This window comes from Puniceicoccus vermicola (assembly GCF_014230055.1).
Taxonomy (GTDB): Bacteria; Verrucomicrobiota; Verrucomicrobiia; order Opitutales; family Puniceicoccaceae; genus Puniceicoccus; species Puniceicoccus vermicola.
Genome location: NZ_JACHVA010000126.1, coordinates 112,034 through 136,413, shown reverse-complemented (window position 1 = coordinate 136,413; position 24,380 = coordinate 112,034). Strand labels below are relative to the sequence as shown.

Annotated in this window: 20 protein-coding genes and 1 pseudogene; 2 read left to right on the top strand and 19 right to left on the bottom strand. The window is 51.8% G+C overall.

Translation table 11 applies throughout. The features are described from left to right. Positions 1-46: 46 nt before the first annotated feature. Positions 47-1,264, bottom strand: a pseudogene (locus H5P30_RS16515) (S8 family serine peptidase); the annotation flags it as partial. A gap of 359 nt (positions 1,265-1,623) precedes the next feature. Here H5P30_RS16515 and H5P30_RS16510 point away from each other — a divergent pair. Continuing rightward, positions 1,624-2,388 (top strand): helix-turn-helix domain-containing protein, encoded by a 765-nt coding sequence (locus H5P30_RS16510; protein ID WP_221774391.1) that lies wholly within the window; start codon positions 1,624-1,626, stop codon positions 2,386-2,388. Between the two features lie 79 nt (positions 2,389-2,467). On the opposite strand, the gene H5P30_RS16505 is transcribed toward H5P30_RS16510, so the two are convergent. The 6 genes from H5P30_RS16505 to H5P30_RS16480 all read right to left on the bottom strand — a co-directional run bounded on the left by H5P30_RS16505 (position 2,468) and on the right by H5P30_RS16480 (position 9,361). Continuing rightward, entirely contained in the window at positions 2,468-4,021 is a 1,554-nt protein-coding gene (locus tag H5P30_RS16505; protein WP_185694017.1) for a hypothetical protein, read from the bottom strand. Between the two features lie 74 nt (positions 4,022-4,095). Further along, on the bottom strand, positions 4,096-5,493 hold the full coding sequence (locus tag H5P30_RS16500; protein WP_185694016.1) for an autotransporter-associated beta strand repeat-containing protein: 1,398 nt from the start codon (positions 5,491-5,493) through the stop codon (positions 4,096-4,098). A 20-nt stretch (positions 5,494-5,513) separates the two neighbouring features. Beyond that, the gene (locus H5P30_RS16495) at positions 5,514-6,179 is read right to left on the bottom strand and encodes a prepilin-type N-terminal cleavage/methylation domain-containing protein (RefSeq protein ID WP_221774390.1); all 666 of its coding nucleotides are present in this window, start codon (positions 6,177-6,179) and stop codon (positions 5,514-5,516) included. Between the two features lie 227 nt (positions 6,180-6,406). Continuing rightward, positions 6,407-7,180 (bottom strand): helix-turn-helix domain-containing protein, encoded by a 774-nt coding sequence (locus H5P30_RS16490; protein WP_343075449.1) that lies wholly within the window; start codon positions 7,178-7,180, stop codon positions 6,407-6,409. Between the two features lie 384 nt (positions 7,181-7,564). Further along, complete coding sequence (locus H5P30_RS16485) at positions 7,565-8,290, bottom strand: GDSL-type esterase/lipase family protein (protein ID WP_185694014.1); 726 nt, start codon at positions 8,288-8,290, stop codon at positions 7,565-7,567. A 51-nt stretch (positions 8,291-8,341) separates the two neighbouring features. Continuing rightward, entirely contained in the window at positions 8,342-9,361 is a 1,020-nt protein-coding gene (locus tag H5P30_RS16480) for a sialidase family protein (RefSeq protein WP_185694013.1), read from the bottom strand. A gap of 429 nt (positions 9,362-9,790) precedes the next feature. Here H5P30_RS16480 and H5P30_RS16475 point away from each other — a divergent pair, with 429 nt between their 5' ends. After that, complete coding sequence (locus H5P30_RS16475; RefSeq protein ID WP_185694012.1) at positions 9,791-10,342, top strand: HugZ family pyridoxamine 5'-phosphate oxidase; 552 nt, start codon at positions 9,791-9,793, stop codon at positions 10,340-10,342. Positions 10,343-10,582: 240 nt separating this feature from the next. On the opposite strand, the gene H5P30_RS16470 is transcribed toward H5P30_RS16475, so the two are convergent. The 12 genes from H5P30_RS16470 to H5P30_RS16415 form a co-directional block, all read right to left on the bottom strand. Further along, on the bottom strand, positions 10,583-11,743 hold the full coding sequence (locus H5P30_RS16470) for a DUF481 domain-containing protein (RefSeq protein ID WP_185694011.1): 1,161 nt from the start codon (positions 11,741-11,743) through the stop codon (positions 10,583-10,585). A 190-nt stretch (positions 11,744-11,933) separates the two neighbouring features. Beyond that, positions 11,934-13,235 (bottom strand): AAA family ATPase, encoded by a 1,302-nt coding sequence (locus H5P30_RS22550; protein WP_185694010.1) that lies wholly within the window; start codon positions 13,233-13,235, stop codon positions 11,934-11,936. A 129-nt stretch (positions 13,236-13,364) separates the two neighbouring features. After that, positions 13,365-13,757, bottom strand: a complete 393-nt coding sequence (speD, locus tag H5P30_RS16460) for an adenosylmethionine decarboxylase (protein ID WP_185694009.1) — start codon at positions 13,755-13,757, stop codon at positions 13,365-13,367. A gap of 72 nt (positions 13,758-13,829) precedes the next feature. Then, the gene (locus tag H5P30_RS16455) at positions 13,830-14,531 is read right to left on the bottom strand and encodes a PspA/IM30 family protein (RefSeq protein WP_185694008.1); all 702 of its coding nucleotides are present in this window, start codon (positions 14,529-14,531) and stop codon (positions 13,830-13,832) included. Between the two features lie 30 nt (positions 14,532-14,561). Beyond that, positions 14,562-14,972, bottom strand: a complete 411-nt coding sequence (locus H5P30_RS16450; RefSeq protein ID WP_185694007.1) for a hypothetical protein — start codon at positions 14,970-14,972, stop codon at positions 14,562-14,564. Positions 14,973-15,020: 48 nt separating this feature from the next. Then, the gene (locus H5P30_RS16445; protein ID WP_185694006.1) at positions 15,021-16,121 is read right to left on the bottom strand and encodes a potassium channel family protein; all 1,101 of its coding nucleotides are present in this window, start codon (positions 16,119-16,121) and stop codon (positions 15,021-15,023) included. 26 nt (positions 16,122-16,147) lie between these two features. Further along, positions 16,148-17,734, bottom strand: a complete 1,587-nt coding sequence (locus tag H5P30_RS16440) for a polyamine aminopropyltransferase (protein WP_185694005.1) — start codon at positions 17,732-17,734, stop codon at positions 16,148-16,150. A 298-nt stretch (positions 17,735-18,032) separates the two neighbouring features. Continuing rightward, positions 18,033-18,659 (bottom strand): hypothetical protein, encoded by a 627-nt coding sequence (locus H5P30_RS16435; protein WP_185694004.1) that lies wholly within the window; start codon positions 18,657-18,659, stop codon positions 18,033-18,035. A gap of 19 nt (positions 18,660-18,678) precedes the next feature. Beyond that, positions 18,679-19,524, bottom strand: a complete 846-nt coding sequence (locus H5P30_RS16430) for a DUF350 domain-containing protein (RefSeq protein WP_185694003.1) — start codon at positions 19,522-19,524, stop codon at positions 18,679-18,681. Positions 19,525-19,575: 51 nt separating this feature from the next. Further along, positions 19,576-20,199 carry a DUF4178 domain-containing protein gene (locus tag H5P30_RS16425; RefSeq protein WP_185694002.1) on the bottom strand — a complete coding sequence of 208 codons (624 nt, stop codon included), beginning with the start codon at positions 20,197-20,199 and terminating at the stop codon, positions 19,576-19,578. Between the two features lie 200 nt (positions 20,200-20,399). After that, positions 20,400-21,140 carry a YqjF family protein gene (locus H5P30_RS16420; RefSeq protein WP_185694001.1) on the bottom strand — a complete coding sequence of 247 codons (741 nt, stop codon included), beginning with the start codon at positions 21,138-21,140 and terminating at the stop codon, positions 20,400-20,402. A 544-nt stretch (positions 21,141-21,684) separates the two neighbouring features. After that, positions 21,685-24,105, bottom strand: coding sequence for an autotransporter outer membrane beta-barrel domain-containing protein (locus tag H5P30_RS16415; protein ID WP_185694000.1), 2,421 nt, complete (start codon positions 24,103-24,105; stop codon positions 21,685-21,687). Positions 24,106-24,380: the final 275 nt, after the last annotated feature.

The window sequence follows — 24,380 nt, the reverse complement described above, 5'->3', positions numbered from 1 at the left end:
TGGCGGTTTCAGTGAAGGCGCCGGCGTCTACCAAGCCGAATCCGTAATTATTATTGAAGGCATTTCCGGCCCCGTTGACAATCCATCGACCGGTGGACGAGGAATCTCCCGCGTCCACAACCCGGCTGGTGGAGACGAGAATGTGTTTTGCCATGCGATGGTCCATATCCGGGTTAGCCGCCACACCGAGAGCCATAACCCCGGCGACCAAGGGGGAGGCGGAAGAGGTGCCACCGAAACGGCTGGTATAATTATAACCGTCTGGCGAATCGAGGGCTTGATCGGGGTCGGACGGAACTTTGTTGTAGCCTTCCGAAGAACCGGTCCTGTCGGTAGTCGCTATGCCGTATCCATCGATCCCACTGGAGGGTGCCGTGACGAAGACACTCGATCCATAACTACTGTAGGAAGAATATTTCCCGTCACTGCCCAAGGCGGCCACAATGATATTCTCAGGCAGAGCTCCGGAGAGCGACTTACTGGCATCCGCCGTCGGCCAAGGGTTTCTCTCTGTCATCCTCTGGTTGCCCGATGCCCAAACGTGAATGACCCCATGGCTCGCGCTTTCCTCCAGAGCATTCACAACCTTATCAAAACCGGGATAAAGCTGAAAACCTTCTTGAGGCCCGTAGCTATGATTCTTCACCCGCACCGGAACGGAATCCCAGGAGGGGGCGACGAAAGGGTTGGAATTTCCACTGCCGTCCGTCTGCCCCTGGTATAGAATCGCCGCGGCCTCGATTTCCCCGAAACTGCGCCCGCTCGGATCCTCTGCGTTAATAAGCCGCAAACCAGCGATCCCAGAATAAGGAGCGGCTCCGGTCATCCCGATTCCGTTGTCGCCCCGCGCCGCCGACACACCCGCCACCGAGGTGCCGTGACTATCTCCATCACTCCCCAATCCAGAGCGAACCGGACCTCCCCGATAACTTTCCCCGAGATTGGTAGCCGCATCCTTGCCAAAACCCCAGCTGTAATCGTTCTCAAAATTATCAATCAGGTCTGGATGATTCCCCTGAGTTCCATCGTCAACGATCCCAATGATCACCCCGGCTCCCGTAAAGCCATTACTCCACGCCTCCCAAATGTTGACGTCAAGTCCGGCACTGTCTCCGGTGACCGGCGCCTGATTGAGCAAGTGCCACTGTCCGGCGTAGAGTTCGCCCCCGTCGTAAGTGAAGGGATCAAAATACGGATCGTCCGGAACAAACGCAGCTGCAAAGCCGATCGACGGAAGAAGGATCAGGAAGAGAAGATATTTCATGAGATTGCGCGTGGATGAATGAACCCGAGCGACGGAAACGGACTGGAAACCGTTGCCCGCACCCCCGATGAGATGACCTAATTTTAACAATTAGAGATCCCATGAACACCCCCACTTCCGGGGGGAGTCATTTTCGACATCGATTCTCTTGCGCTCCAGATCAGGTCATTACGCGCCGGGGAAAGAGCAGTCCCACTCGTTTCGCCAGACCAAAGTCCACGCTAACCCGCTTTCCCCTTGCCCTACCGCGATCAAGGGATTTCCTGAATAAGACTCTCTTCTCCCGAGACAATCGCTGCGTGTTCCTGAACGAACAACAGATTCTTCAATTTCAATCGGCTTCGAATCGGTTTTCCCAGATGAATCTGGGCAAAGCCAATTATGCCGAACACGCCTACCGTTTCCTGAGCGATCTCGTCCCCAACGAATTTATTGCCTTCGGCACCCTTCACCTTAGGAAGCAGACCCTCGATATCGGTGCAAACCAATATCTGCCCCGTTTCAACGAGGCCATGACCGGCCTAGGCCAGGTCATGGGCCGATTCAAACTCTTCAACTGGGACCCCAGCGTCAACCGGGGCCGTCCGTTTCAGCGAAGCGATTTCTACAGTGAAAGGGACTTTCGCCAGACGGCCCCCTACTGCCTCACCCTAAAACCTCTCGGGGTCGACAACCACTGCGCCGTCTACGTTCCCGCCGGAAACGACGAGATCTCCTTCTTTGGCATCGAGCGCAAAGGAGGGCCGGACTTTAACGAATCCGATCGAGCCTTTCTCTGCTTCGCCCAGACTCTCCTCGGGAGCGCCCGGCGGCTCGCCCTTGAGCGAGACAAGCTCATTAGCCGCAAGGCTAATCCCGCCGCCCTCGTCCGTGCAGGTCTTACCTACCGGGAAGCCGACGTCCTCACCCTCCTCGCCGACGGACTCTCCAACCAGGAGACCGCAAGTTCCCTGACCATCTCCCTCGAAACCGTCAAAGAGCACATCCGCAACATCTTCGCCAAGACCGGGCAGAGAAACCGCTTCGCCGCCTCACTCTGGGCTCTCAAGGTCACCGAACGAGACCGTACCCGTTCGACCATCCTCCATCTCCCGAGAGTGGTCGTACCCGTGCGGTTTTCCTGAAATTTCATGCCCGAAAAAGGTTCGGGTCAGCGTCGCGCGTTCGGGAAGCCATTCCGGGGCACACCCGATCAATACGCGATCAAGCCTCCGATGAATCCAGATAAATGAGAACTGGGTGCGGAGGAACTCCCAAATCCGGAATCAGCACATTTCCTTTACCGTCCTCTTCTGTAACGGGAGAATATTCCTCTCCGGTCATCAGATCTTCTACACGAATCGATTCACCCTGACCGAAAGGAATCCCGATAGAGACGCGGGCAGAACGTGCCGAGAAATCCGATATCCGCTCCATGGACCACAGGGCGATGACGATACCCCCATTCTCATCCTCAAACTGATAAGATGCGATGTCATCCGTGACAGTCAGCGTAGTTCCATCCCACCAATCAATCGGTGCAGTGTCCTTTCGCGAAGAAGTGGCGGTCACCTCGTAGTCGATCTGATCGCTCGGAACGAATCCATTCGTAGCAATCGCAACCCTCCGGACCGCATCGTAAACAGGCTTGGGAGAACCGTCCGAGCGCAGAAGACCAAAATGATTTTCGGCATTCGTCTCAGCCTTCAACCGATCATCCCGATTATATCGATCATCAATAAGGGAATAGATTGCGCTCATCTCGATATCCAACCCCAGCCCCTCAACAAATCGACGTTGCGCATAGGCAGCCACCGCACTGGGGGTAAATCCCCAATAGTTTCCATTCGACCCTCCTCTGACCCGAAAATCACTGTATCCCCACTCGGTCAACCAAATCTGCGAGGGGCCTCCGTGCTCCTCCGAAAACTCCCGAATCATCCGAATGAAGGAAGCAAATGTGCCCTCGTTGTCGGCGACATCACGCCCTCCATTAAGCTCAAACTTTTCTGGACTCGAGGCGTAAGGGACCAGTTCCGGAACCGTTCGATAGCTGTAGGGGTGAGCCGTGATCCCGTCAACCGAAGGAGATAAGCCGCCTTCGATCTGACGGTAATTGATCGCGGGAAAGGACCCCAATCCGATAACCTCCATCTCCGGATTCGCCTCTTTAATCGCATCGGCAGCCGTGTTGAGAAGAACCCGGTAGCGATCGACCCAGCTCTGCACTTCTCCCGTTTCCACCGACAGGCCATACCAGTCCCCGCCACGACTAGTCCCTTCGTTGAAGTAGCGCGCGTACCAGTTAAAAGGTTCGTTCTGAATCTCGAGAGCCTGAACCTTCCCATCCAGCTCCTGAGCCACATAGGCCGCAAATCGCCCGAATGCTTCGGGATCGAACTGATTTTCGTACAGGGAGTTCCCTCCCGCCAGCGTCAGGCATACGTTGAGGTTGTACTCATTTACGAGATCGATCCAGGCGCGATCGTGATCCCGCAATTGGTAGACACCTTCTTCCCGTTCCACCTGGCCCCAGAGTATCTCGTCGCGTATCCAACCGACTCCCAGATTGGCAACGAGAGGCATATAGGTTTCTGGATCCCAGTGCTTCATTCCCTTTTTCTGAATGAAGTGTGTGCAGACTCCCATTCGCAGGTTTCTCACTTCCGTCGAAGTGTCCGGCTTCTCTTCCTTGCCAAAAGTGTGGGAAACAAATCCGACCACACCCAAAGCGAGAACGGAGAGATAGATGCGAGATGTTTTTCGGAATGAATACATGATTCGAGTAAACATAGGGATCGAGCGTCTCACCCAATAAGAGTCGCAAATGGCGAAACAAGAATAGATCATTTCTAACGCTTCCGCTTAGAACCGAGGAACAGAAGAACACCGACTCCCATCAACAGTCCCGTAGAAGAAACTTCTGGAATCGCCGAAACATCCATCATTACCTTCTGATTGTCTCCAGAAAGATAGAGATCCAACTCCCAGCCATCTTGTGTGCCACTCAAATTGGTTCCCAAGGTTCCCGCAATGATTTCAGAGGAGCTGATCAAGGTGTAACTTCCCTCTTCAACCCCGCTGAGAAAATCGAAAGAGAAGCTGCTCAGATCCAGAACGCCCGAGCCGATGTTCAAGATTCCGGTCAAATCAATCCGATCACTGGCTCCAATCGAATCGAGTTCATAGGCCAAGACGTCCTGAGACTCAAGGGCCGCAGACAAATCGAGGGTCCCGGTTCCCAAGTTAAGACTCAACACGCCAACACCGTTATCGCCGGGGGTCAATCCAGCACAATTGGCGACCGTTACGTCTGCGTCTGTGGTCGAAATGGTTCCGCTACCGCCCAATGTTCCGCCATTCAATTGATACGAACCGGCATTCGAATGCGTCCCATTGACGAGAAGAGTCCCTCCGTTCACGGTCGTCGTTCCACTATATGTGTTGGACCCGTTGAGACTTTGGGTTCCGACTCCCGCCTTGATCAACGAAAGTGTGACATCCCCAACCGTCCCGGACCCTCCACGATCAACAAGCTCTCCGGAATAGGAATAATCCGTATCTGTATTGACGGTTAACTGACCTTCCAGACTGGCCGACGAACTCTGAAGGTTTGCGGAAGTTACGTACAGGGACCCTGCATCTCCTGTCAAACCGCTGGAAGAAACCGACCTCGTCGCATTACCTCCCGTCCGGTATGAAGCTATCGCCAAGGTCCCCCCCGCTTCGCGAAAATGAATTAACCCGAGGGAGGCATTATCCGCATTCACGTTCAAATTGCCATACACATGGGTAGTACCGGACACGGAAAGACTTCCCAGAGCATTCGCTTGCCAGGAATTGACTCCTCCCAAATTCAGAATCCCGTCTCTCGCCACCAACTCTCCTACCTCCAAAGAGAGTTTTTCGGTGGCGGAATTCGAGGTAAAGTAGAGAGACAATCCACCCGCCTTATAGAGTTGGTTCACCGACATGGTATGATCGGCTCCGATGTTGACCAGAGACCAGCTACTGCCTCCGGTCGCATAAGTGAAGTTTTGAATCTCCACATCCGTGTCGATAGCAACCTGGCCGAAAGCGGTCGGAGCCACAACATTATCGGAACTACCTGGGACCGAGCCGCTCTGGTTCCAATTCGTTCCATCGCTCCAGTTTCCTCCCACGGAGCCGTTCGTCCAGGAAAAGTCGGCGGCCTGGAGAGACAACACTGAGAGCATTACCACCGAGAAATAAGTATAAGTCGCATTCATGATATTTTGGGGTTCTAAGATTAACGGGTTAGTTTTTCAGTTCTTGAGGGCATTCCCCCGTAAGAAATCCGGATACGGTCCTCATCGAACCGTTGCTCAATCTCCTCGACCGAAAGGTCCTCCACGTGACCGTCGACGAAGGCCAGATTGACTTTGTCTCCATGGGCCGGAACAATGTCAGGAGAGTAACGGGGCCAATTGTAGAACCAACTCTTGGCGAGCTGCCGCCCCTCTCGATGAGCGTCCACCAACATTACGGAAATGCTCGGCTCGGAAAACATGCTTAACTTCTTATCCATGACGCCCTGTTTGGCGTAAGGGTCATCGTTCCCCATGGCTCCGTATGAAAGTTTCCCATTCCAAGCCAGATCTGCATTCTCATCTGAGATGCCTTCCGTCTCATCAGCCGGACAGAGAAATACTCCCGGTCCATCGATATAGGCGGGATAGATCTGCTTCCACCAAGCTCCATGGCCTCTATCGTCTTCATTCGGAGGCAGCCAACCTTCATTCTCCGTCGCATAAAGAATGACACCACCATGGATCTGACGAAGATTGGACCTACACTGGGAACTCTTTGCTCCGCTACGAATTGAGCCGATCGCAGGGATCAGTATGGACGTCAAAACACCCAGTATTGCGATTACAGCGAGGAGCTCGATTAAGGTAAATCCATCTCTAGACAAAGAGGACCTAAGGGGAAAAATTCTTGGGATGGGGCAAACCTTGACCCAAGGGCGTGGGGAGCGATTCATACCCTCCATCATCTAAAGAATTCACTCTTCCGCAAATTCCATCCCCCACACAATTCAATATCTATATTGTCTTAATTGGTATCGAGCAGCACACCGAAATTAGCACCCACAATCCAAAGACATTTCACCCCGAATGCTCTCCCGTGGAAGCACAACCATCAAGCCGTCACATTCTTGCGGTACTGTCCCGGGGTCATGCCCGTAAGCTGCTTGAAACGTCGGGAGAAATAATAATAACTTCCGAATCCCAAATCGTAGCCAATCTCTTTAATCGGCTTTTCGGAAATCAACAGGTGACAAGCCGCTTCGATCTGGAGACGAGATCGATACTCTGACGGAGTTAGCCCACTGAGTCGTTTGAACTTTTTACGAAACGCTTGCTCTCCTATACAGAAGGAACCTGCCAACCATTCGTAGTCCGGCTTTTCTTTCAAGGGAAGTTCCTTGAGGCGTCTCTTTGCCTCATTCATCCAAGTCAGATCCGTGTCGCAGGTACCCGTCTGCCAAGTGTCGCTCATTTCGGCAATCAGGGCCACCATTCTCCCCGTGTCGCTCAACGTGGGTTCAAAGGTGTTGGTCTCCACGATCGGCAAAACGACCTCATAGAAACGCTGAAGCCAGTAATCAATATTCTCCGGAGAATCGGAAGCGGCCAAAGAGCGAATCGGCTGCGAAGGATCCAAAAGACCGACGCCCATCCAACTGTCGAAAACCGGACCGACAAACTCCACATTGATTTCATCCCAGGATTCTCCAGGGCGAGGACCATAGGCATGGGATTTGCTGGGAAAAACACAGATCAAATCCCCCGCAGAAACCTCCAAATCCGTCTCGGTGTGATGATCGTAGTAGAGCCCGCGTCCACGGGTGATGAAAATCAAGGAATAGTAGTCCAAACTACGCATTTTCCGATTTTCAAAATGCCACCGCATTCCCCAGCTACTGTGAATTTGCGAACTTCGACTCACATACCCGACTGAAATCGGGTGGAGTGCCTCAAAAATCAGCCAGTAGTCACGCGAAGTCGAAGGCCAAGCACCTCGCTGGCGACTGAACTTGCCTCCAAATCTGCCACAAAGTGATTCCAGCGATTCCATACATAAACGGACAGAATCGGCCGGACCCGTTTTCCGATCTCCGCTCATACTATTCTCGTTCTTTCTTCGAAGAGAGCAAGTCTCCAGTGCTCGTCCTTTGCATCTTCCGAAGCCCCACAGAGACAAAGAAAACTGCGAATGCTCCGATCCAAAACCTTCAATGGATTTCCCGCGAGAAATTCCAATCCTCTCCTACCGCCAACCCTACAAATTCTCAGACTACGGCTGACCGATCCATTCGTCCAATTGTGGAGCCATCGCATTCGCCCAAATCACATACCCTTCACTCAACGGATGCAGTGAATCTGGAAAAAGTTCCCGGTCCATCGATCCGTCCTCATTCAGCAGCAAGTCTCCGATATCGAGAAACTCGACCCGAGGCTCGGCCGCCAACCCCGCAATCGTCGAATTGACCTCCTTGATTTTAACACGCTCTGGAGCCCGAGGGTTCGAGCTGCGGGGGAAAATCCCGATAAGAAGAATGTGACCGTCCGGACAACGCTCTAGAATTTCGTCTACGATTGCCTCCACACCTTCCGCTATTTGTTCAGCATCGTCCCGATGAATATTATTCGTCCCCGCCATCACCACGACCGCCTTGGGACTCAAACCCTCCAAAGCCCCGTGCTGAAGACGCCAAAGAATATTTTCTGTCTTATCCCCACTGATCCCCAGATTGATCGCGGGGAGATCGGCGTAGCGCTCTTTCCAAACATCTCTCCCACGACTGTTCCAATTTCGCGTGATCGAATCCCCCACAAAGATCAGAGGCGCCTCAGGAGTTCGCTCCACCACTTGCAACAAGCGATTATGCTGGTCCATCCAGGTATTGCGCGGGGCAGGCTCAATGGCCGGATTGTCTCCGAAAAGTAGGGTCGCACCGCCAAGAGAGATCAACACGGCAAAAGCAGAAAACGAGAGACGGGGAAGAGATGGAAAATGCATAGGGGAATAGGAGGTTAGGTGAATTCAAATCTTGGAGATCGCGGACGTAAATCAGATGCAAATGGATTTCGACGAATCTCCGTTGGTCGAAAATATTTCCGAATCGTTCTCGGGATTCAGTGAACGAAAATCACGAATGCGATGAAAGGTCAGAAAATTGGCATCATGCTGGTTGGGAGCCCCACCGCTCGCGTCATCCCAGGCGGTTCGACTTACGGCCAGAATGTCTTCTCCCTCGAAGAGCCAATCCACATATTGAAATCCGTGTCGCTTCGCTTCCGGGTGATAGAGGACGGTCGAACGCAACTCCCATTGACGCCCATCCTCGGAATAGAGAAGGGAGAGAGTATTTCGGATAAAAGTATGACGGGGCAGATCCTTTGCATGATGAGAAGGGACTGCATTCACGAGACCCCAGTAGCTTCCAGTGACAGGATCTTTTCGCACCGTAAATTTGGTAGCGCCTCCGGGGAAATCTACGAAATCCCGATCCGGATCGAATCTCAGACTCTTTCCGTCCGAACCCAAGGTTACCAAAGCTGCCACTCCTCCTTGATCAATATCCACACGAAGTAGGTTGGCGATCCGACCATCCGGCAAAGCCAGGACATTCCCCTCGAGCCAACCACCAAAACTCCCCTTCAACCAGTCAGACTCCTGACGGAAAATCTGACTGAACGACCAGCTATCCTGACGGAGCAAATCCGCCCCCAAGGGTGCCGACATAATCATCGGGTTGTACCGCACCCCCCAACTCGTGCTCGCCGTAGCATCTTCTATGGATCGCCAAATCCGTCCTCGATGAATCAGCATCGGAACCGGAGCCGTGTGAAATTGTCCGTAGGGCGTCAGCAGTCCGGTCTCAGGCGTTGCTGGAATCGACCAAGTGTGCCCGCCGTCATCGCTGCGGCGAATCACGACAAGACCGTGATGATGAGTCGTCCCCATCAAATACAAGCAACCCTCGTGAACAAAGAGATTGGACCAGAACGCGGATCTAACCACGGCAATTTCCTCCCACGTTTCTCCGCAATCGGAACTTTCGTAGATAAGGGTTTTGCCAGAGTCCATCTCCTCCGTTCCGGGGCCAAAAACATCGTGCGAGGCCACATAACTACCATCCGGCAGGACCGCCAGACTTGGAGACCCAATATATTGCCTGCTTTCCGAAGAAAGATGACGTATCACTCTTCCAGGAAGGCCAGCTTCAGAACTGGGGGGCGGGGTAGATTTCTCTATATTCATATTCCAAACGCCTCGACTGAACAAAAAAGATCAGAACGCCACGGCCCAGAAAGGATCCCATAGACATCCACCTGAACAAAAGTTTCAACCCTAGCATTTCGTGGTAAATAAACCGGAGAATCTGGTATCAACAAAATCGACCCGAGACTCCCGATTGGAACCAAAGGCCCCCCTCCCCTCCTCGGAGCAAAATGCTTCTTCCCCAAAACTAATCCTTTCCAAACTGCGCCAACTTCCCTAAACCCTATTGAGATTATGACTCAAACTCAAGAAATGCCAACCCCTCCAGCCAACGACCTCGCCAAAATTCAGGAGGAATACGAGCAGATGCTCGGCGCCCTCCAGAGCATTCAGCTGGCGACGGTCGACGCCGCGGGAAAACCCACTGCGAGCTATTCGCCGGCAGTTTTGGACGAAAATCGCAACGTCTACATCTACGTCAGTGAGATCGCCGACCACACGGAGAACCTCCTTGAGACCGGAAAGGCCTCTTTCATGATCATTGAGGACGAGTCAGCGGCGCACCAAATCTTCGCCCGCAAACGCATTTCCTTCTCCGCCCAAGCCTCCACCATCGAACGAGGCACTCCCGCCTGGGAGGCGATGCTTGGACGCTTTGAAGAAAAGTTTGGCCGCGTCGTGAAGCATCTCAAGGACATGGAGGACTTCCATCTCATCCGCCTCGAACCGGCTAATGGACGTTTGGTCCTCGGATTCGGTCGCGCCTACTCCATCTCCGCCGACCTCTCCGAAGTGGAGCACCTCAAGGGCCTCAACGGCAAAGGTCACCGCTCGGCGAAGTCGTAGAAACGGACATCACCGTTCTCTCCATCGTTCTCGCATGACTTTAGTCGTGCGATTTCCTCTGCAGGGAAAAGCTTCCGCCCCAAGACAACCTCCTCGCAAACGCCGATTCTCTCAGCAAGCGGAAAGACCGAAATTCACCCGCAGGTCATAGAAACGACTTTCGTCGTTCCTCTCCAGCAATCCAAATCCCCGGAGCGGAAGGGCGACAGCCATTTCGACTAGTCTACCGGAAATCGAGACCTAAATGTCAATCCCGAGACCGACGGAGACGGTCAGATCGTTCTTTCTCGGGGTGCTACCGTCGGCACGTTGCTGAGGCTCCTCCACCCGGTCGAGCTGTAGCATCAGGAAGACGTCAAAGACGCTGGTCAGTTCATAATCCAGCGACGAGACGATATGCTGTGAATAGAGCCCGGATTCCCGGTTCGTCAACGTGCCCTGATAATTGAGCGTATAGTCAAGGTCTGCGGTAATATCCCACCCCAAGGTCGAGGACAGGACGATTGCAGGACTGCTGACCGTCCGATCGGACCCTGCGGGAACCTGAGCAAATTCAGTATATTGATAAGCGGGGCCGAACTGGATTTCCCAGTCCAACTTACTCGTATCGATAAACTTATAACCGACACCGGCACCCACCGTCACCTGCGTATTGATGTTCTGGAACCGGTCTCGGTAGTATTCCGCGTCGATCGCGCGAATGAACAGACGCTCATCGAAAAAGTAATCGAAGTTGGAACTGGCCCGATGATTATTCGCCGTCTCGTCCCCATCGGTTTTGGTGTAATTCCCGATATAGTCGCCATTGAAACGGGTGCTGACCGTTCGCCGAGTGGCGGATAGGGTTGTGGTGTAGCGGGTCTCGTCCGTGTTCCCCGACTGAAAATCGAACGCGACCTTTCCCTCCAACTTCCAACGGCTCCACTCGGTCTTATAAACCGGAGTGATCGAAACAACCTGACTCTTGGGCACAGTCTCCTCGGAGCTTTCCAAAGTGATATCCCCATCGAGCATGCGGATGGTATCGTAATGGACCGTCCGATCATCCAAGCGAACCCCCATGGGGTTCCGAAAACGCACCCGTTTCACACCTCCCCAACCGATCGTCAGTTCACCTAAAATGTCGCTGTCGAAAACGACCGAGTCCTCATACATATGGGAGAATTCCCCTTTGAGCCATTCCCCCGAAGTCAGCTGCATCCAGTCGTATTTGGGGTTTTCCCGGGCCGCTGGTGGAATCCAATCCTCTGGATCAACATCCTCTGCCCAAAGAGTCGAACCGATCCCCAAGGTCGCCAGCAGACACAGCCAAGTCCTTGGACCCGAAAGCCGAAGCAACGCCCTCCCGCAACAAAAATGCGAAATTCTCTCCCTGAATTCTCCGGTGGCATGTCTCCCCATGGATCCGACGCTACTCACCGCATTCGACAGGTGGCAAGGTTTGATCAGATCGGGGTAAGCTGAATAGGGGCTTAGCGCGCCTCAATCGTTCTCCCTTAAAAAAGGTAAAGATAGAACTTAGTTCCGAACGAACAACATAGAGAACGACCGGAAGCCCATCTAAATCCTTACGCCGGCGTGCGGGCCTAGTCTACTCTGCGATATCCTCCAAGGCCAATGTTTCCAAGGTCTCTCGATCCAAAGGTCCCTCTCTGAGACTCAAGCGAAAAGCGTGATTGCGAATAATCTGCTCGAATAAGTTCCTCGCAAATCGACCATTTCCAAAACCTTTCCCAGCCCGTTCGGTCTCTTTTTTGAAAATTTCAAACAGCTTCGTCTCTGCTTTCGCGCTCAAACGATAATCATTATTATCACAAAAAATTTTGAAGATCTTGCAGAGTTCGGCAGCGGAATAATTCTCGAAGTGCAAATGAGTGTTAAATCGAGAACGCAAACCGGGGTTCGAGTCGAGAAACCCCTGCATTTCTTCTGGATATCCAGCAACGATAACCACAAGTCGATGACGTTCATCCTCCATCCTCTTCACCAGTGTATCGACGGCTTCACCACCAAAATCGCTCTCACCCTCTGATCGGGACAGTCCATAGGCTTCATCGATGAAAAGGACTCCACCAAGAGCACGATCAACGGCTTCATTTGTTTTTTGAGCAGTATGCCCAACATACTGTCCGACCAAACCAGAACGATCCGTTTCCACGAGATGCCCTTTTTCCAAAAATTCGAGGCTATGATATATTTTGGAGATAATGCGAGCGACACTAGTCTTTCCTGTTCCCGGTGCACCAGAAAACACTATGTGAAGAGAGATATCGGCAACCTGCAAAGAGGCAGCTGAACGTTTTTTCTGGATTTCAAGAAAACTCGCCAAACGTTTAATCTCCGTTTTAACCCCCTCTAAACCAATCAAACCATCCAGTTCGGACATCACTTCATTGAGAGGCTGTCGAATCGGATGAGGAGCACCTTGACCCAATCCTCCAAAGACGGAACTCCTCGAATCTTCTTCTATACTAGACTGCCCTAGCTCCAATCCAGATGAGCCAAAGTAAGATGCATCGGCTAACTTCGATAAAATTTGCGACTCGGCTTCAGAATCGGAAGCCCCTAACAGTCGCTGCACCAGATTTCCGAGAAAGCGCCGCTCGTCGGTATTTGGCACACCGTCAATCGCAGCGGCGCAGAAAGCCAAGCGATAGATTGTTTGACCGAGAGGACGGCATCTGGCGGCGTTTTTAAAAAGGCTCAAATCGTAGGAAACCAAATGGTCGAGCCTTGAAGTGAGCAATTTTCGGTCAGTCTTAGACCAACCCAATTGACGAGCCACTTCTGATTCTAATTCTGACTCCTTCGTTCCCCATCGGCCATCCATTCTCCCACCGAGAAACAATGCAAAGAAGATTTCAAAACGAGTTTCCAGCGTATCGATTGCCACGCTCTCCCTTTCAGAGGGGGACGCTCGCAAAGCGGGAGAGAGGCAATATTCGACAACAGCTCTTGGCATAAGACACCGATTCTCAGGTAACAAACGTCCGAAGCCGAAAATAGGGTCTAATCCAGGACCTCAGCATTTTCCCGAAAGGTCAGTCGCATCGCAAAAATCCGCCTCCGAAGACAACGGTCCTCGCGCCAGAAGCCTACGTGAACAATTGGAAGCTCTAAAACCTTTGGCGATCAACATAGCGATGCGCTCAAGAATCTCAGACTGACCACAAGTGAAGCAATCGATTGCCGCATACCCATACTCTGGCCAAGTGTGAGCGGCAATGTGACTTTCCGCGATGACGAGAACACCACTAACTCCTTGCGGTGCAAAATGGTGAAATGTCGCCTCAACAATAGTAGCACCTGCAGTATCCGCCGCCTCTCGAAGCAATTCTTCCACAACGGACACCGAATCGAGTTTCTCTGATGCACATCCCCTCAAATCCAAAAGGAGGTGATGTCCCAATATCATTTCTGGAACAACGGATGAGGATTTCCATCCAGTTGACATCTCAATAAACTACGAAACCAGGACTCTAGAAATTTATGAGCTTTTCGCCCCTTTCATCTCAGCTTTCATCGCTTCGAGTTTAGCCTGAATATCCGGACTGCTCGCTCCACTTCCGAGTTCCTCAAACTCCGTCTCCAAAGAATCCTTCCCTTCGAAAGTGTCGGCGAGCTCCTGAGCGGCATCGGCTTCGAGCGAGGTCCTTTCTGCTTTGGCTTTCATTCGGGCCATGAGATCATCGGCCCCACGTCCTTTTTTGCTAATTTTGGCCTTGGCCTCATAAATGCCCTTTTTCACATCGGCGGCCTTACTTTGGGCAATAATAAAATCTTTATTCCGACGGAACTCGGCAAGCTCATCCTCCATCTTGAATACGTCTTTCTTCAGATCGTCGACAGCGTCTCTTTGTTGCTGCCAATTACTTTGCAAAGCCGTTGCCTTTTGCTCGTGTTCCGTCGCCCGCTGGAGAGCTTTGACCGCGAGCTCTTCCTTACCCGCTCGAAGCGCGGCTTGAGCCTTTTGTTCCCAGGAGAATTTTTCAGCCTTCTCATTTTCCAACTGCTTCTTGGTTTCTCGCTCTGTCGCGATGCAGCTCTGTATCGACCGCTTGGCTTCACGGATCTGCTTATCCTTATCCTCGATAGCTTGATTCAACATTACCTCGGGCTTTTCGAACTTATCGATAGTCCGGTTAGCGTGGGCTTGGCCAATTTTGAAGATGCGTGAAAAAATACTCATGGTTTGGGTCTCCTGGGTTCCGCTTATAATTTACTTGAGGAAAGGTGCGAGAATTTGTTCAGCCTTGTCGGCAGCGAGTTCAAGAGCGTCGAAAACACTGAGGATCTCGCGATCAGACAGATCCCCGATCACTCTGCTTTCCTCGAGAACCAATCGAGGATCCTCGGGATTCGAGCTATCAAGCCCAAACGAAACCGGCTGGATCTCGGTATTCGCGTCGAGCAACGCCCTATATAGCTCTTCGCATGCAATCTCGCAGACCCCGCCAAGATCCACTTCAAACGTGAGCACCTCTTCCCCAATGTTAAGGTATACAGGAAGCTCGCCATCACGAACTACACGATAAATCGGCGATTCAAGGGCTTCGACTTCCATCCCCTGCAATTGAAGAAAATCGATCAAGCCGTCAGTGCGCGTGGTGTGGATAATAGGTCCGTTCATAATTCTGGTATTTTGAGAGAATCTTGATGGGTTATTTTCTTACAACCATCATGAGGATGGAGGGTCGTTCGCGAGAATTGAATTTTCAACATCTTCAAAGTTCGCCGCTTTTTCAGCAAGGATAATCAACCTTTCATTAACTCCGATAACATGCCGATTCGATGGATTTAGAATGAAATTCCCATTTTGGATAAGGCCAATAATTTGCATGCTATTAGGATGCTTAATGGCGGCGACCTGTATATCCCGAACCTTTTTCCCTACCAAACGTGTTTTGAGTATGTGAAATTGGGAACCGATACGATTGGTGATGATTTGATGAAAAATCTCATTCATACCGGGGCTTAGAAATTCCTGCACGAGAAGACAATCGGTGATTCCTTCATGAGCCACAATTCCATCCCCGCCAGCTCTTTGCATCATCCTCATATTCTGACGACCTATCAATTCCGAAACGACTCGAATATCCCGACCGCATTCGCGGGAAATACTCTCGATGATGGCGCTAGTAGCAAAAGTCTGTGCATCGGCATCTTCAGAATCTCGATTCTCAGCAAGGACGAAAACACCATCGCACTTCTCCACACCTGCTTTGCGGAGAATGTCTTCCGACTGGGGGCGCCCTCTAACAAAAAGCACCCCTTCAGAAGCCAATTCTCCAGGCAATTCTTCTATCGAATTCGCGACGAGCACGAAGCTTGCACCGCGATATGCATCGAGCACCCGAAGCTCACGTATTATTTGTAAAACCTTCGAAGTAGATGGATGACCACAAATGAGAAAATGATTGTGTTTCATAATAGTTACAAGTCCCCTTCGTCGCGCCGAAGCCCCTTTAATCACTGCATCGGCTACCGAACCAAGAAAATAACCAAGCAACCCAATACCGAGGAGAAACGTCGGATAAGATACCAGAAATCGACCGAAACTAGTTTGCGCGTAAAAATCACCGTAGCCGACTGTGGTCATTGTCACCATGGACCACCATATACTGTCGGCTAATGATAATCCCTCTTGTACATTTCGTTCGGCAAAGTAGAAGGCTGCCCCAAAGACAAAATTGAGGCAAAACGTCCAAAACAGCACAAAGGCCAGTCTCCTGAGGGAAGAAGACGGAGGAAAGAACTTGTTAATAATGAGAAGCAACATGGTGTGTACCGAAATAGCTCCGTAGTTCAGCGCCAGTAATTCCAGCCTTTCAAGTAGGCGTGCATAAGTTTCGGGTCATCAAGCGTGCTGACCTGCACCTCTCTCTTCGGCCTGTCGATATCGGAAGGAAAATGGAACAATCGAGCAAGAAGTTCTCCGTCGAGAAAGCGTGTTGAGACATCCGGCATTCGAATCAAATCCGGCAAAACTGGAAACTTCGCGGCGAGATTGAAGCCCCAATCACCGAAAGATGGAACATGGACGTGGTAAGGAAGAACTTGTGAAAAATCTGATTCTTTGAGGGTGCGCTCAATGGTCCAGAAGGCTTGGCGGGCAAAATATGGGCTAGTGGACTGCGTTACGAAAACACCGCTGGCGGTCAAGCGAGATGCTACCAGATTAAAGAACTCCCGACTATAGAGCCGACAAAGGGAAAGGTTATTAGGGTCGGGTAGATCCGCCAAGATCACATCATAGCTCGCTGGAACCGAATCCTGCAAAAAACGCATGGCGTCCTGATGCACTATTTTGACTTTTGGATCTTCGAAAGCATCTTCGTTCAGCACGCGAAGCAATGGATTTTTTCTAGCCAAGCTGGTTACGGCAGGATCTAGATCAACGACCGTTATCCTAGAAACATCCGGGTATTTCAAAAGCTCACGGACCGCCATACCGTCTCCTCCGCCGAGGAGTAGAATCTGCGAATGACCTCGAGATGCAGCCATGGGCACATGCACCAAAGACTCGTGATAGCGATATTCATCCCTAGAGGAGAACTGAAGATTTCCGTTCAAAAAAAGACGAATATCGTCGGCATATCGCGTTAACACAATTTTCTGATAACGACTCTGTTGATCAAAAATGATCCGATCTGAATACAAGCTCTGCGACCACAGACCAATAAGCATATTGGCGGCAACGAGAAGGATCACCAACACGATAGCAGTGACACCATTGAGAACAGCCAGAACGGAAGAGCTGCTCCTGCACTCCTTCCGTCCGAAAAATACCAGCATAAGCACTCCGAGCCCGAGATTGATCAGCCCAACAATCAAAGAACTACGGAAGGTACCGAAGAACGGGAGAAGTACAAATGGGAAAAGCAAGGTCGCAATCAACGCCCCCAGATAGTCAATGCTCAAAACATTAGAAACATTGAGTTTCAAACTATAATAGCGTTCCAGAATCCGGGTAAGCAGGGGAATCTCAAAGCCGATCAGTAAACCGATGGCGAGAGATAGAGAGATCATGACATAGATGTAAGCATCTGGGAAAGCCGCGTAACAAAGATAGAGTAGCGGAACGCTTGCTCCACCGAGAAAACCAAGTCCAATTTCGAGAAAAATGAAATTCCGGATGAGATTGAACTGAACGAATCGCGACAGCCATGCACCACAACCCATCGAGGCCATATAAAGACCTATTGTGAGCGAGAACTGCTTGACACTGTCACCGAGAAAATACGACGACGTCGCACTGATCAGCAACTGATAGACGATTGAACAAAGTCCCGCAACGAAGACGGCGATAATGAGGACAGAGGTCTCCTTATGCTTCGCCAAGCGGGATGGGAAAACCTCGGGATCGTCCCTCCCTGATTCAATTTCTGCCATGCGGTCGCTGAATTACTCGGCAAACGGACATCTCACTTCCCGGCACCGGGTCCCAATCCGGCCGACCCCGGACCCCCAACACTGCCGCCTCGCGCTGACGATGTCGGATAATAACGTGCTCCTCCAAAATAAAAGAAGCTCGGCCCGCGGTGCCCGTAGTAATGACCTGACTCATTACGTTCAGTTCCGTAGCCAGCATAGCCCCATCCTCGGACTCCAGCAAGCCAAGCCAATCCGAAAAGGGCAAGAAGGCAACAACTGAATAGGATAAGCTTAGCGTTCTTGGACATTTTAGAAATTACTCAATACTATTAGCGATGGCAGTGTTAACCGCTTCCCGATTAGCGTAATACCCCATTACAATCCCAACCAACAGCGCGACGACTCCGAAAACAAAAAACGGAATCGTGCTTCCCCGCTTCGGCTCAAATCTCACTAAGACGGGCTTGTTGTAGTTGGGAGGAGAACTGGCACTCTCGATACTCACCGGATATTTACCGACAATCGGAAAAGTGACTTTCATATCGAAGCTATTTTTCTTCTCACTCCAAGGGCCGTCATCGTAACCGCTCGCACGCCAGAAATCACTCCCGAACGCCATCAAGTTCGAACCTTCCGGGCTCCCAACATTCACAGAGACATCACTCCACCCCTTATTATTTGTAAGCCCTGATGTCGATTGCGATACATCGACAAGGAATACAGTATTGGGTTCTTTGACATTCAACTGCTCAATTTGCTTCTCTTCACCTGGATTGAAAGTAAAGCTTTGGACGGCACCCGCCCCTAAACTCATATAGAAAGCCCCAAGAAAACAAAGCATGGAAAACCCGATCAAAACCATGGAGTAGGGAGTTAATCCACGACTGGAACTCTCGATATCGGGATCGATGTGATTGGAACGAAATTCACTTCGTGTGGGCATGATAATAGATCAGATAGATTTAGCCGAATATGAAGACGAGAACGGTTGCAAATGCGACCATCGATGAGGCTTCCAAAATAGCGGCACCCACATTGCCATCTTCTGAAATCTCACGGTTCAGATCGATCTTAGCGAGAACAATCTTATCGAAACAAAACCGCACAAAAGGAAAAAGAATGATGACAAGAGCCGCTTCTCGTAGAAAGGTCACAAAATTATCGCCCCATCCGACAAAGGCCCCTCCTGAAGCATGAGCAAGAACAATCCCGATGGCTACCAGGGCGCCAGCAAATGCTAGACCTGCCGCCACATTATCGTCTTCAATTGCCTGTTGAACCTCATAGGGAACCATTTTCTCGTAAAGAAGACCAAATAGAACCAGTACAGTCTGCCCAGCGAAGAAGAAGGCGAGAGCTGTCAAAATTCCTCCCCCCTCCCCATTGATCGCGCCAGCCACCATGAAGCCGGAGGCGAGGTACGAGCCCGCTTGAACAACACCGGTCCCCACATTCCGATCATCGATAATTTCTTTAACGTTGGAGAATTTGTAGAGAATCAACTTGTCATTGATAACTCTTGACAGGTTCAACAAGAAAACCCCACCCAGAGACCATCCACCAACCCGCAGGAGATCTCCGACCAGCCCATAACTTGGTCCGACAAAAGCACCAATAAAAATAATGATTACCCCGAGCAGGTAACCTGCAAAGCTAACGGCAAGGGCGGTATTGTCATGCCGGGCGAGTTGGACATCAATCAAGTAAGGAATAAAGAAGTCATTGATGAGTTTCGCCGCCATGACGATGACCAAGGCTAGTGCTAGGAAGCTCGCTCCAGTCAAAAAATCTATCAAAAATGGGCTCATAAAAGTGGGGAGTCTAAAGAACTAGGAGAAAAAAAGTGGGCCATTTGCCCTTCAAGAGAGAGAAAATATTTTAATTTGCCCCAAACGGAGCGGCTCCGAGATATAAGCGACGTATTCCTCTGCTCCCCAACGTTCGACACTAAGATACCGCATTCCGTCCTTCGTTTCAAAATCCCAATATCGAAATTTCTCCCCCCCCGAAGAACGATCACCGTTTCGAAAAAACCGGGCTTTTCCCGACTCTTCAAAGATAAACTTCATGCCATCGAAATCAATAAATCCTTTTCCCTGATCACCAATCTCATTGATGTCGGAACCCGTAACTCCAATCTCGCTGAGCTTCAGCTTATTCAAACATATGCTCAACTCGAGTTCGTCATCTTCCTCAATCTCTATCCAAACCGGATCAATACCTTTTTCACCCTCCAGTTCATACCAGACAAAGCCGTCTTCCTCGTAAAGATGCCTGGATTTAACGACTACGTCGAAGTCTTCAAGACCTTCGCCAACACCCTCCAACTGAATCACTCCCCCGGACCGAACATTCTGGATCGTCAATGGCCTATTCTCATTGCCACTGACACCGGATCTTGAAGATTCGGCCCCGTCTCGATTCCGACGGTAAAAATAAAACAGAACCGCAGCTGCGATGACAAAAAGAATCAGGAAAAACATATACCAATAGAAACAGACGGAAGCCAGAGCAAAGCCGGAAACCGACCCTAGGATTCAATTCGGTGGCTTGTCTACAACAAACTTTACGAACCTAAAGGTGTTCCATCAGTTCAATTCATCCCAATGACCTCATCCTCCCCTACCCATCACACACATGCATTTTGTTTCGCTCTCACCCTTTCTGCAGGCGACCCTCCGGCTTACCGCACCCGGCGCAACGGATGAATGGCGACAGGGAATCCAGGAGATGCCAAGCAGGAATCCGGTGGGCGGGTCATTGGAGCGAACTGATTGAGGGAAAATAGGTGGGCACTCCACTCCGAGACCTCGGCCTCCTTATATCGGTACGGCTCATGGGAAACCGTTCCCGTGTAGAGCTGATTGCCCTGCTTCTTCGCGGAGAACAAACGATACCGTTCGAGGAGAAAATGTTCTAAAGACCCCTCTCGAGCCTCCATGAGCCCGACTTCCGGCGCCTTCCACCGGAAGCGATCGGTCTTCTCCACAGGTTCACGGTCCCGGCGGGAGGCATAGACGATCTCCTCCCCTACCCGTGTCACCTCCATATGAGCAAAGCGATAATTGAGATGAAAGAACGTCCTCGCGCCCCAAACCGCCAAACGATCAGCCGCATCGAGCGAATAAAACCACACCCCTGACCGCCCCTCCTCGTCCCGGACATAGGTACGCAGATTGATCTCGGGGAAAGCACGCAACCCCGGTGGCAAAGGAATCCCAAACACCCGGATCTTTTCCATTCGAAACGGCACAATCCCTACCCATGCCGATCCATCAAAAGTCTCCACCTTCAGACCGGGAGGCAAGGTCGCCGCGATGCATTCAGGATCAAACCGCCAATGCAAGAAGAGCAGATCCTTCCAAACCTGACGCATGATGACAGGGGAAGATTTCTCGATGTATTCTGTTCGGCCCTGTGGCATCAAGAAGAAGCATAATAGGTTCTCCGCTCGGGGCAAGAATGTCGAAAAAAATCACCGCTCCCCTATGGTTCCCGATCCGCCCTCACCCTTCTCTCTCCGGAGCGGAATGGCGATCGCCATTTCGAGGTATCGATGCATTCAACTTCTTCCGCAGATTCGTAGAAACGACTCTCGTTGTTCCTCTCCAATCGACAAAACCATCCCGAGCGGAAGGGCGACAGCCATTTCGAGGGATCCGTCGAGAAATACCGACTCCTCCAACGTACGCGCATGACTTTAGTCGTGCGATTCCCAAACGGTTCCGTTCCGGCATCCTCCTCCCCTCCCCAGCGGAGAGGCGCCGAGTCCTCCGAAGCGGATGAAGCGAAGCATGGAAGAGCCATTTCGAGAGGCCCCGCGAATTCCAACTTCCCAGCCAACGTGCTGGCTAAAGTCAGTACAACGAACCTAGTCCTACGCAAATCTACCCAGGTATCTCTTTTGTGAATTCCGTGCTTTCTGTGGTTCCACTCCCGCGTTTTATACCCACGCACTACGCCCCGTTTTACTCCCTCCGCTTCCGGCGGGAAACCACGGCCGCCAACGCCAGAAATGCTGCGATCAACGGATAGGCGGCAGGTTCGGGAATCACCAGTCCCCCGTTCGGAACATAAGCCAACTGCACGACACTGTCCTCCGAATCCTCAACCAGCTGAAAATCTCCGTATTCGAGTTTACTTCCAAAGATCTCCAAATTGTCCAAACCAGTCAGCGTGCCAAACGAAATAAAGCTCCAGAGACGCTGGGTGGCCCAGAAGGCATTTCCGGATTCCGGCCCAGCGACCCCCTCAAAGTTCAGCCGTAGAGTACTGTCTTCGTCAAACGACAGTGCCCCTCCGACGGAGAGGAATCCCCAGTCTGCGCCAGCCGCTCCTCCGAGTGAATCATCGGTAAGGCTGACCAGCGTCCAGTCGAGGATGCTATCAGTTGCGAAAAATACATCGCCTCCGACGGTGAGCGTCGAAGGGGTCAGATCTCCCGTTGTTCCAAAAACTCCGGGAACGACAATCCCTTCCACTTCAACAGAGCCCGCAATCGACCCATCCCCGGAAACGACCCCATTGCGACTGATCAGAACGGCCTCTGTTCCCGTCGCCGATCCGGAAGAATTTCTCACCTGCAGGTGACCGTCCTGAACCAGCGTCCCCCCCGAGTACGTGTTTGCCGCCGTGACATTCACCATGCCCGGTCCATAATAGAGAACGCCGTCGGCCGTTGTAATCGTCGAATCAATTTGCCCTCCCCGCGAGCTGGTGTAGACCACGCCCTGGCCTTGCCCGAAACGAGTTTCGGCGTTTGCGAGGCGACCTCCGTTCAGAATGACGCCTCCGGAGCTTCCGGTCGTGCCGCTACCGACATTGAGGGTTCCGCTTCCGCCGACCTCTACCCCGTCCCCGACCCGAAGCGCGTAGATGATCTGCGAACCGCTCACCGTCTGATTCGTTGTCACATCGGCAACATCCGTCGCCCCCATCGAGCCCAGCGGCGTTCCCGACGTATTCGTACCGGTGTGCGCTTCAAAGCCGCGCGTGCCGTCATAGGAAAGAAACGATCCATCGAAAGACTGCGTCGGATCGGCACCAACCACGTGAGGGTTGACGATCCCGTTTGTCATCTGGGGCAGGTTTCCTCCCGTGCCCGCAACGCGGATACGCTCACTCTTCCCCAACTCGGCAATCCCCGAAGCGGGGAGCAACATGAGGCCCCCCTGTTCGCCGCGGACAAAGTTCGAGGTCGTTCCGTCGGTATTCCCACCCAGAATCAACTCCACCGAGAGATGATCGCCCTTATCGACAACGAGCCCACCCCCTCCGGTGAAGCTGAAGGTGGATCCGGCATCGCCCGCCAGAGCGAGCGTCAAGTTTTCACCGGAGCCGTCGGGAGCAAATTCCAAAAATCCGCCACTGATCTCGGCATTGCCAGTCCCAACAGGATTTGCCGCATCGGACAGCACCGACAAGGTTCCGGCATCGACCAGCACACCTCCAGTAAAGGTGTAGGGATCTGCGAGACCGCCGACTCCGCTTTTCAGAACGAGTGTCCCATCGGCGTCGCCAGAATCCGTTTTGATCAGCCGTCCACTCCCGGAAATCGGTGCTTCGACCGTAAGATAAGAACCATTGGTATTAATGACTTGGTCGCCGGAGATCGTCCAGGTCGTCGGCGTGCCACTGCCTTCGGGATTCACATCCGGAGCGACCACGGTCGCAAAGCCGGCCACTCCCCAGACCTGCCGCCCCCCATACTCCGCAGAGAAATCAACGGCCATCACATCCGTTCCTCCCATAAAATCGATCCGCTGTACCGGATGAGTTTCGGGATTATCGCCTGCCGTGAAAGGAGCCGGGTTGTTGATAATGATCTCATCATTGAGAGGATCGGACTTCAACAGGGTCGTCGCGTGTCCCCCAAAGATCTTGTCGATACCATCTTCGGTCGCGCCCCAAAAGTAGGCGAAATTTACCACGTTGTAGCCACTATTCTGATTCTGAAGAAACTTGAGATCGTAATCGGCGTAGGAAATATTCTCCCCCGCCTCAAAGCCCGTAACCGTAAACCCTCCATAACCTTTCAGATTGAGATAGGTCTCCCATCCTTGGGCGATCCCCTCCGAACCGGTTCCCCCTTGCGCCTCAGTCCCCATTAATCCTCCCAGCGCACGGACCAAGTTCATTTCATTATCAGAGGCCGAAGCAAACGGCGTCTCGTAAAGTCGGGTATAGCCGTTGTTGTTCAACCAAAGCACCGAATTCGCACTCGAAGTCGGCGCACAGTAATTAGAACCATCCCTCGGAAGCAGAGCCCCACCCGGGCCAAATCCCTGCTGAAGTAACGCCGGAGTCGTCGTAACCTTATCGGTCTGAGCAGAGAGAACGGATAGCCCGAACGCTGAGAGACAAAAACAAAGGATGAAATGGATTCTCATAATGCAAACGCGAAAAGTGGGCTTTCTCCATGATAGTTACCTCTCTCAAAATGCAGAAAAGACCCGAGATAAAATAAGAAGAAGGACAAATCATAGTAACGAATATTACTTCTGTTCCCTACCCCTCTTTCGGGGGGGGACCTGGTAAAAGGAAGAAAACCTTCACCGAAAGCCGCGGAGGGTCCGCAAAGATAAAAGCCAAAGCTAATTAAACGGAGCAAGCGGGAGCCAATGCGCACGCAATACGTTAAACCGTTGCTCATACTCACTCTCGA

Bases quoted from the DNA above. Each gene is read 5' to 3' on its own strand.
- H5P30_RS16510 (WP_221774391.1), top strand. From the start codon at position 1,624: ATGAATCTGGGCAAAGCCAATTATGCCGAACACGCCTACCGTTTCCTG.
- H5P30_RS16505 (WP_185694017.1), bottom strand. From the start codon at position 4,021: ATGTATTCATTCCGAAAAACATCTCGCATCTATCTCTCCGTTCTCGCT.
- H5P30_RS16500 (WP_185694016.1), bottom strand. From the start codon at position 5,493: ATGAATGCGACTTATACTTATTTCTCGGTGGTAATGCTCTCAGTGTTG.
- H5P30_RS16490 (WP_343075449.1), bottom strand. From the start codon at position 7,180: ATGCGGTGGCATTTTGAAAATCGGAAAATGCGTAGTTTGGACTACTAT.
- H5P30_RS16485 (WP_185694014.1), bottom strand. From the start codon at position 8,290: ATGCATTTTCCATCTCTTCCCCGTCTCTCGTTTTCTGCTTTTGCCGTG.
- H5P30_RS16480 (WP_185694013.1), bottom strand. From the start codon at position 9,361: ATGGACTCTGGCAAAACCCTTATCTACGAAAGTTCCGATTGCGGAGAA.
- H5P30_RS16475 (WP_185694012.1), top strand. From the start codon at position 9,791: ATGACTCAAACTCAAGAAATGCCAACCCCTCCAGCCAACGACCTCGCC.
- H5P30_RS16470 (WP_185694011.1), bottom strand. From the start codon at position 11,743: ATGGGGAGACATGCCACCGGAGAATTCAGGGAGAGAATTTCGCATTTT.
- speD (WP_185694009.1), bottom strand. From the start codon at position 13,757: ATGATATTGGGACATCACCTCCTTTTGGATTTGAGGGGATGTGCATCA.
- H5P30_RS16455 (WP_185694008.1), bottom strand. From the start codon at position 14,531: ATGAGTATTTTTTCACGCATCTTCAAAATTGGCCAAGCCCACGCTAAC.
- H5P30_RS16450 (WP_185694007.1), bottom strand. From the start codon at position 14,972: ATGAACGGACCTATTATCCACACCACGCGCACTGACGGCTTGATCGAT.
- H5P30_RS16445 (WP_185694006.1), bottom strand. From the start codon at position 16,121: ATGTTGCTTCTCATTATTAACAAGTTCTTTCCTCCGTCTTCTTCCCTC.
- H5P30_RS16440 (WP_185694005.1), bottom strand. From the start codon at position 17,734: ATGGCAGAAATTGAATCAGGGAGGGACGATCCCGAGGTTTTCCCATCC.
- H5P30_RS16435 (WP_185694004.1), bottom strand. From the start codon at position 18,659: ATGCCCACACGAAGTGAATTTCGTTCCAATCACATCGATCCCGATATC.
- H5P30_RS16430 (WP_185694003.1), bottom strand. From the start codon at position 19,524: ATGAGCCCATTTTTGATAGATTTTTTGACTGGAGCGAGCTTCCTAGCA.
- H5P30_RS16425 (WP_185694002.1), bottom strand. From the start codon at position 20,199: ATGTTTTTCCTGATTCTTTTTGTCATCGCAGCTGCGGTTCTGTTTTAT.
- H5P30_RS16420 (WP_185694001.1), bottom strand. From the start codon at position 21,140: ATGCCACAGGGCCGAACAGAATACATCGAGAAATCTTCCCCTGTCATC.
- H5P30_RS16415 (WP_185694000.1), bottom strand. From the start codon at position 24,105: ATGAGAATCCATTTCATCCTTTGTTTTTGTCTCTCAGCGTTCGGGCTA.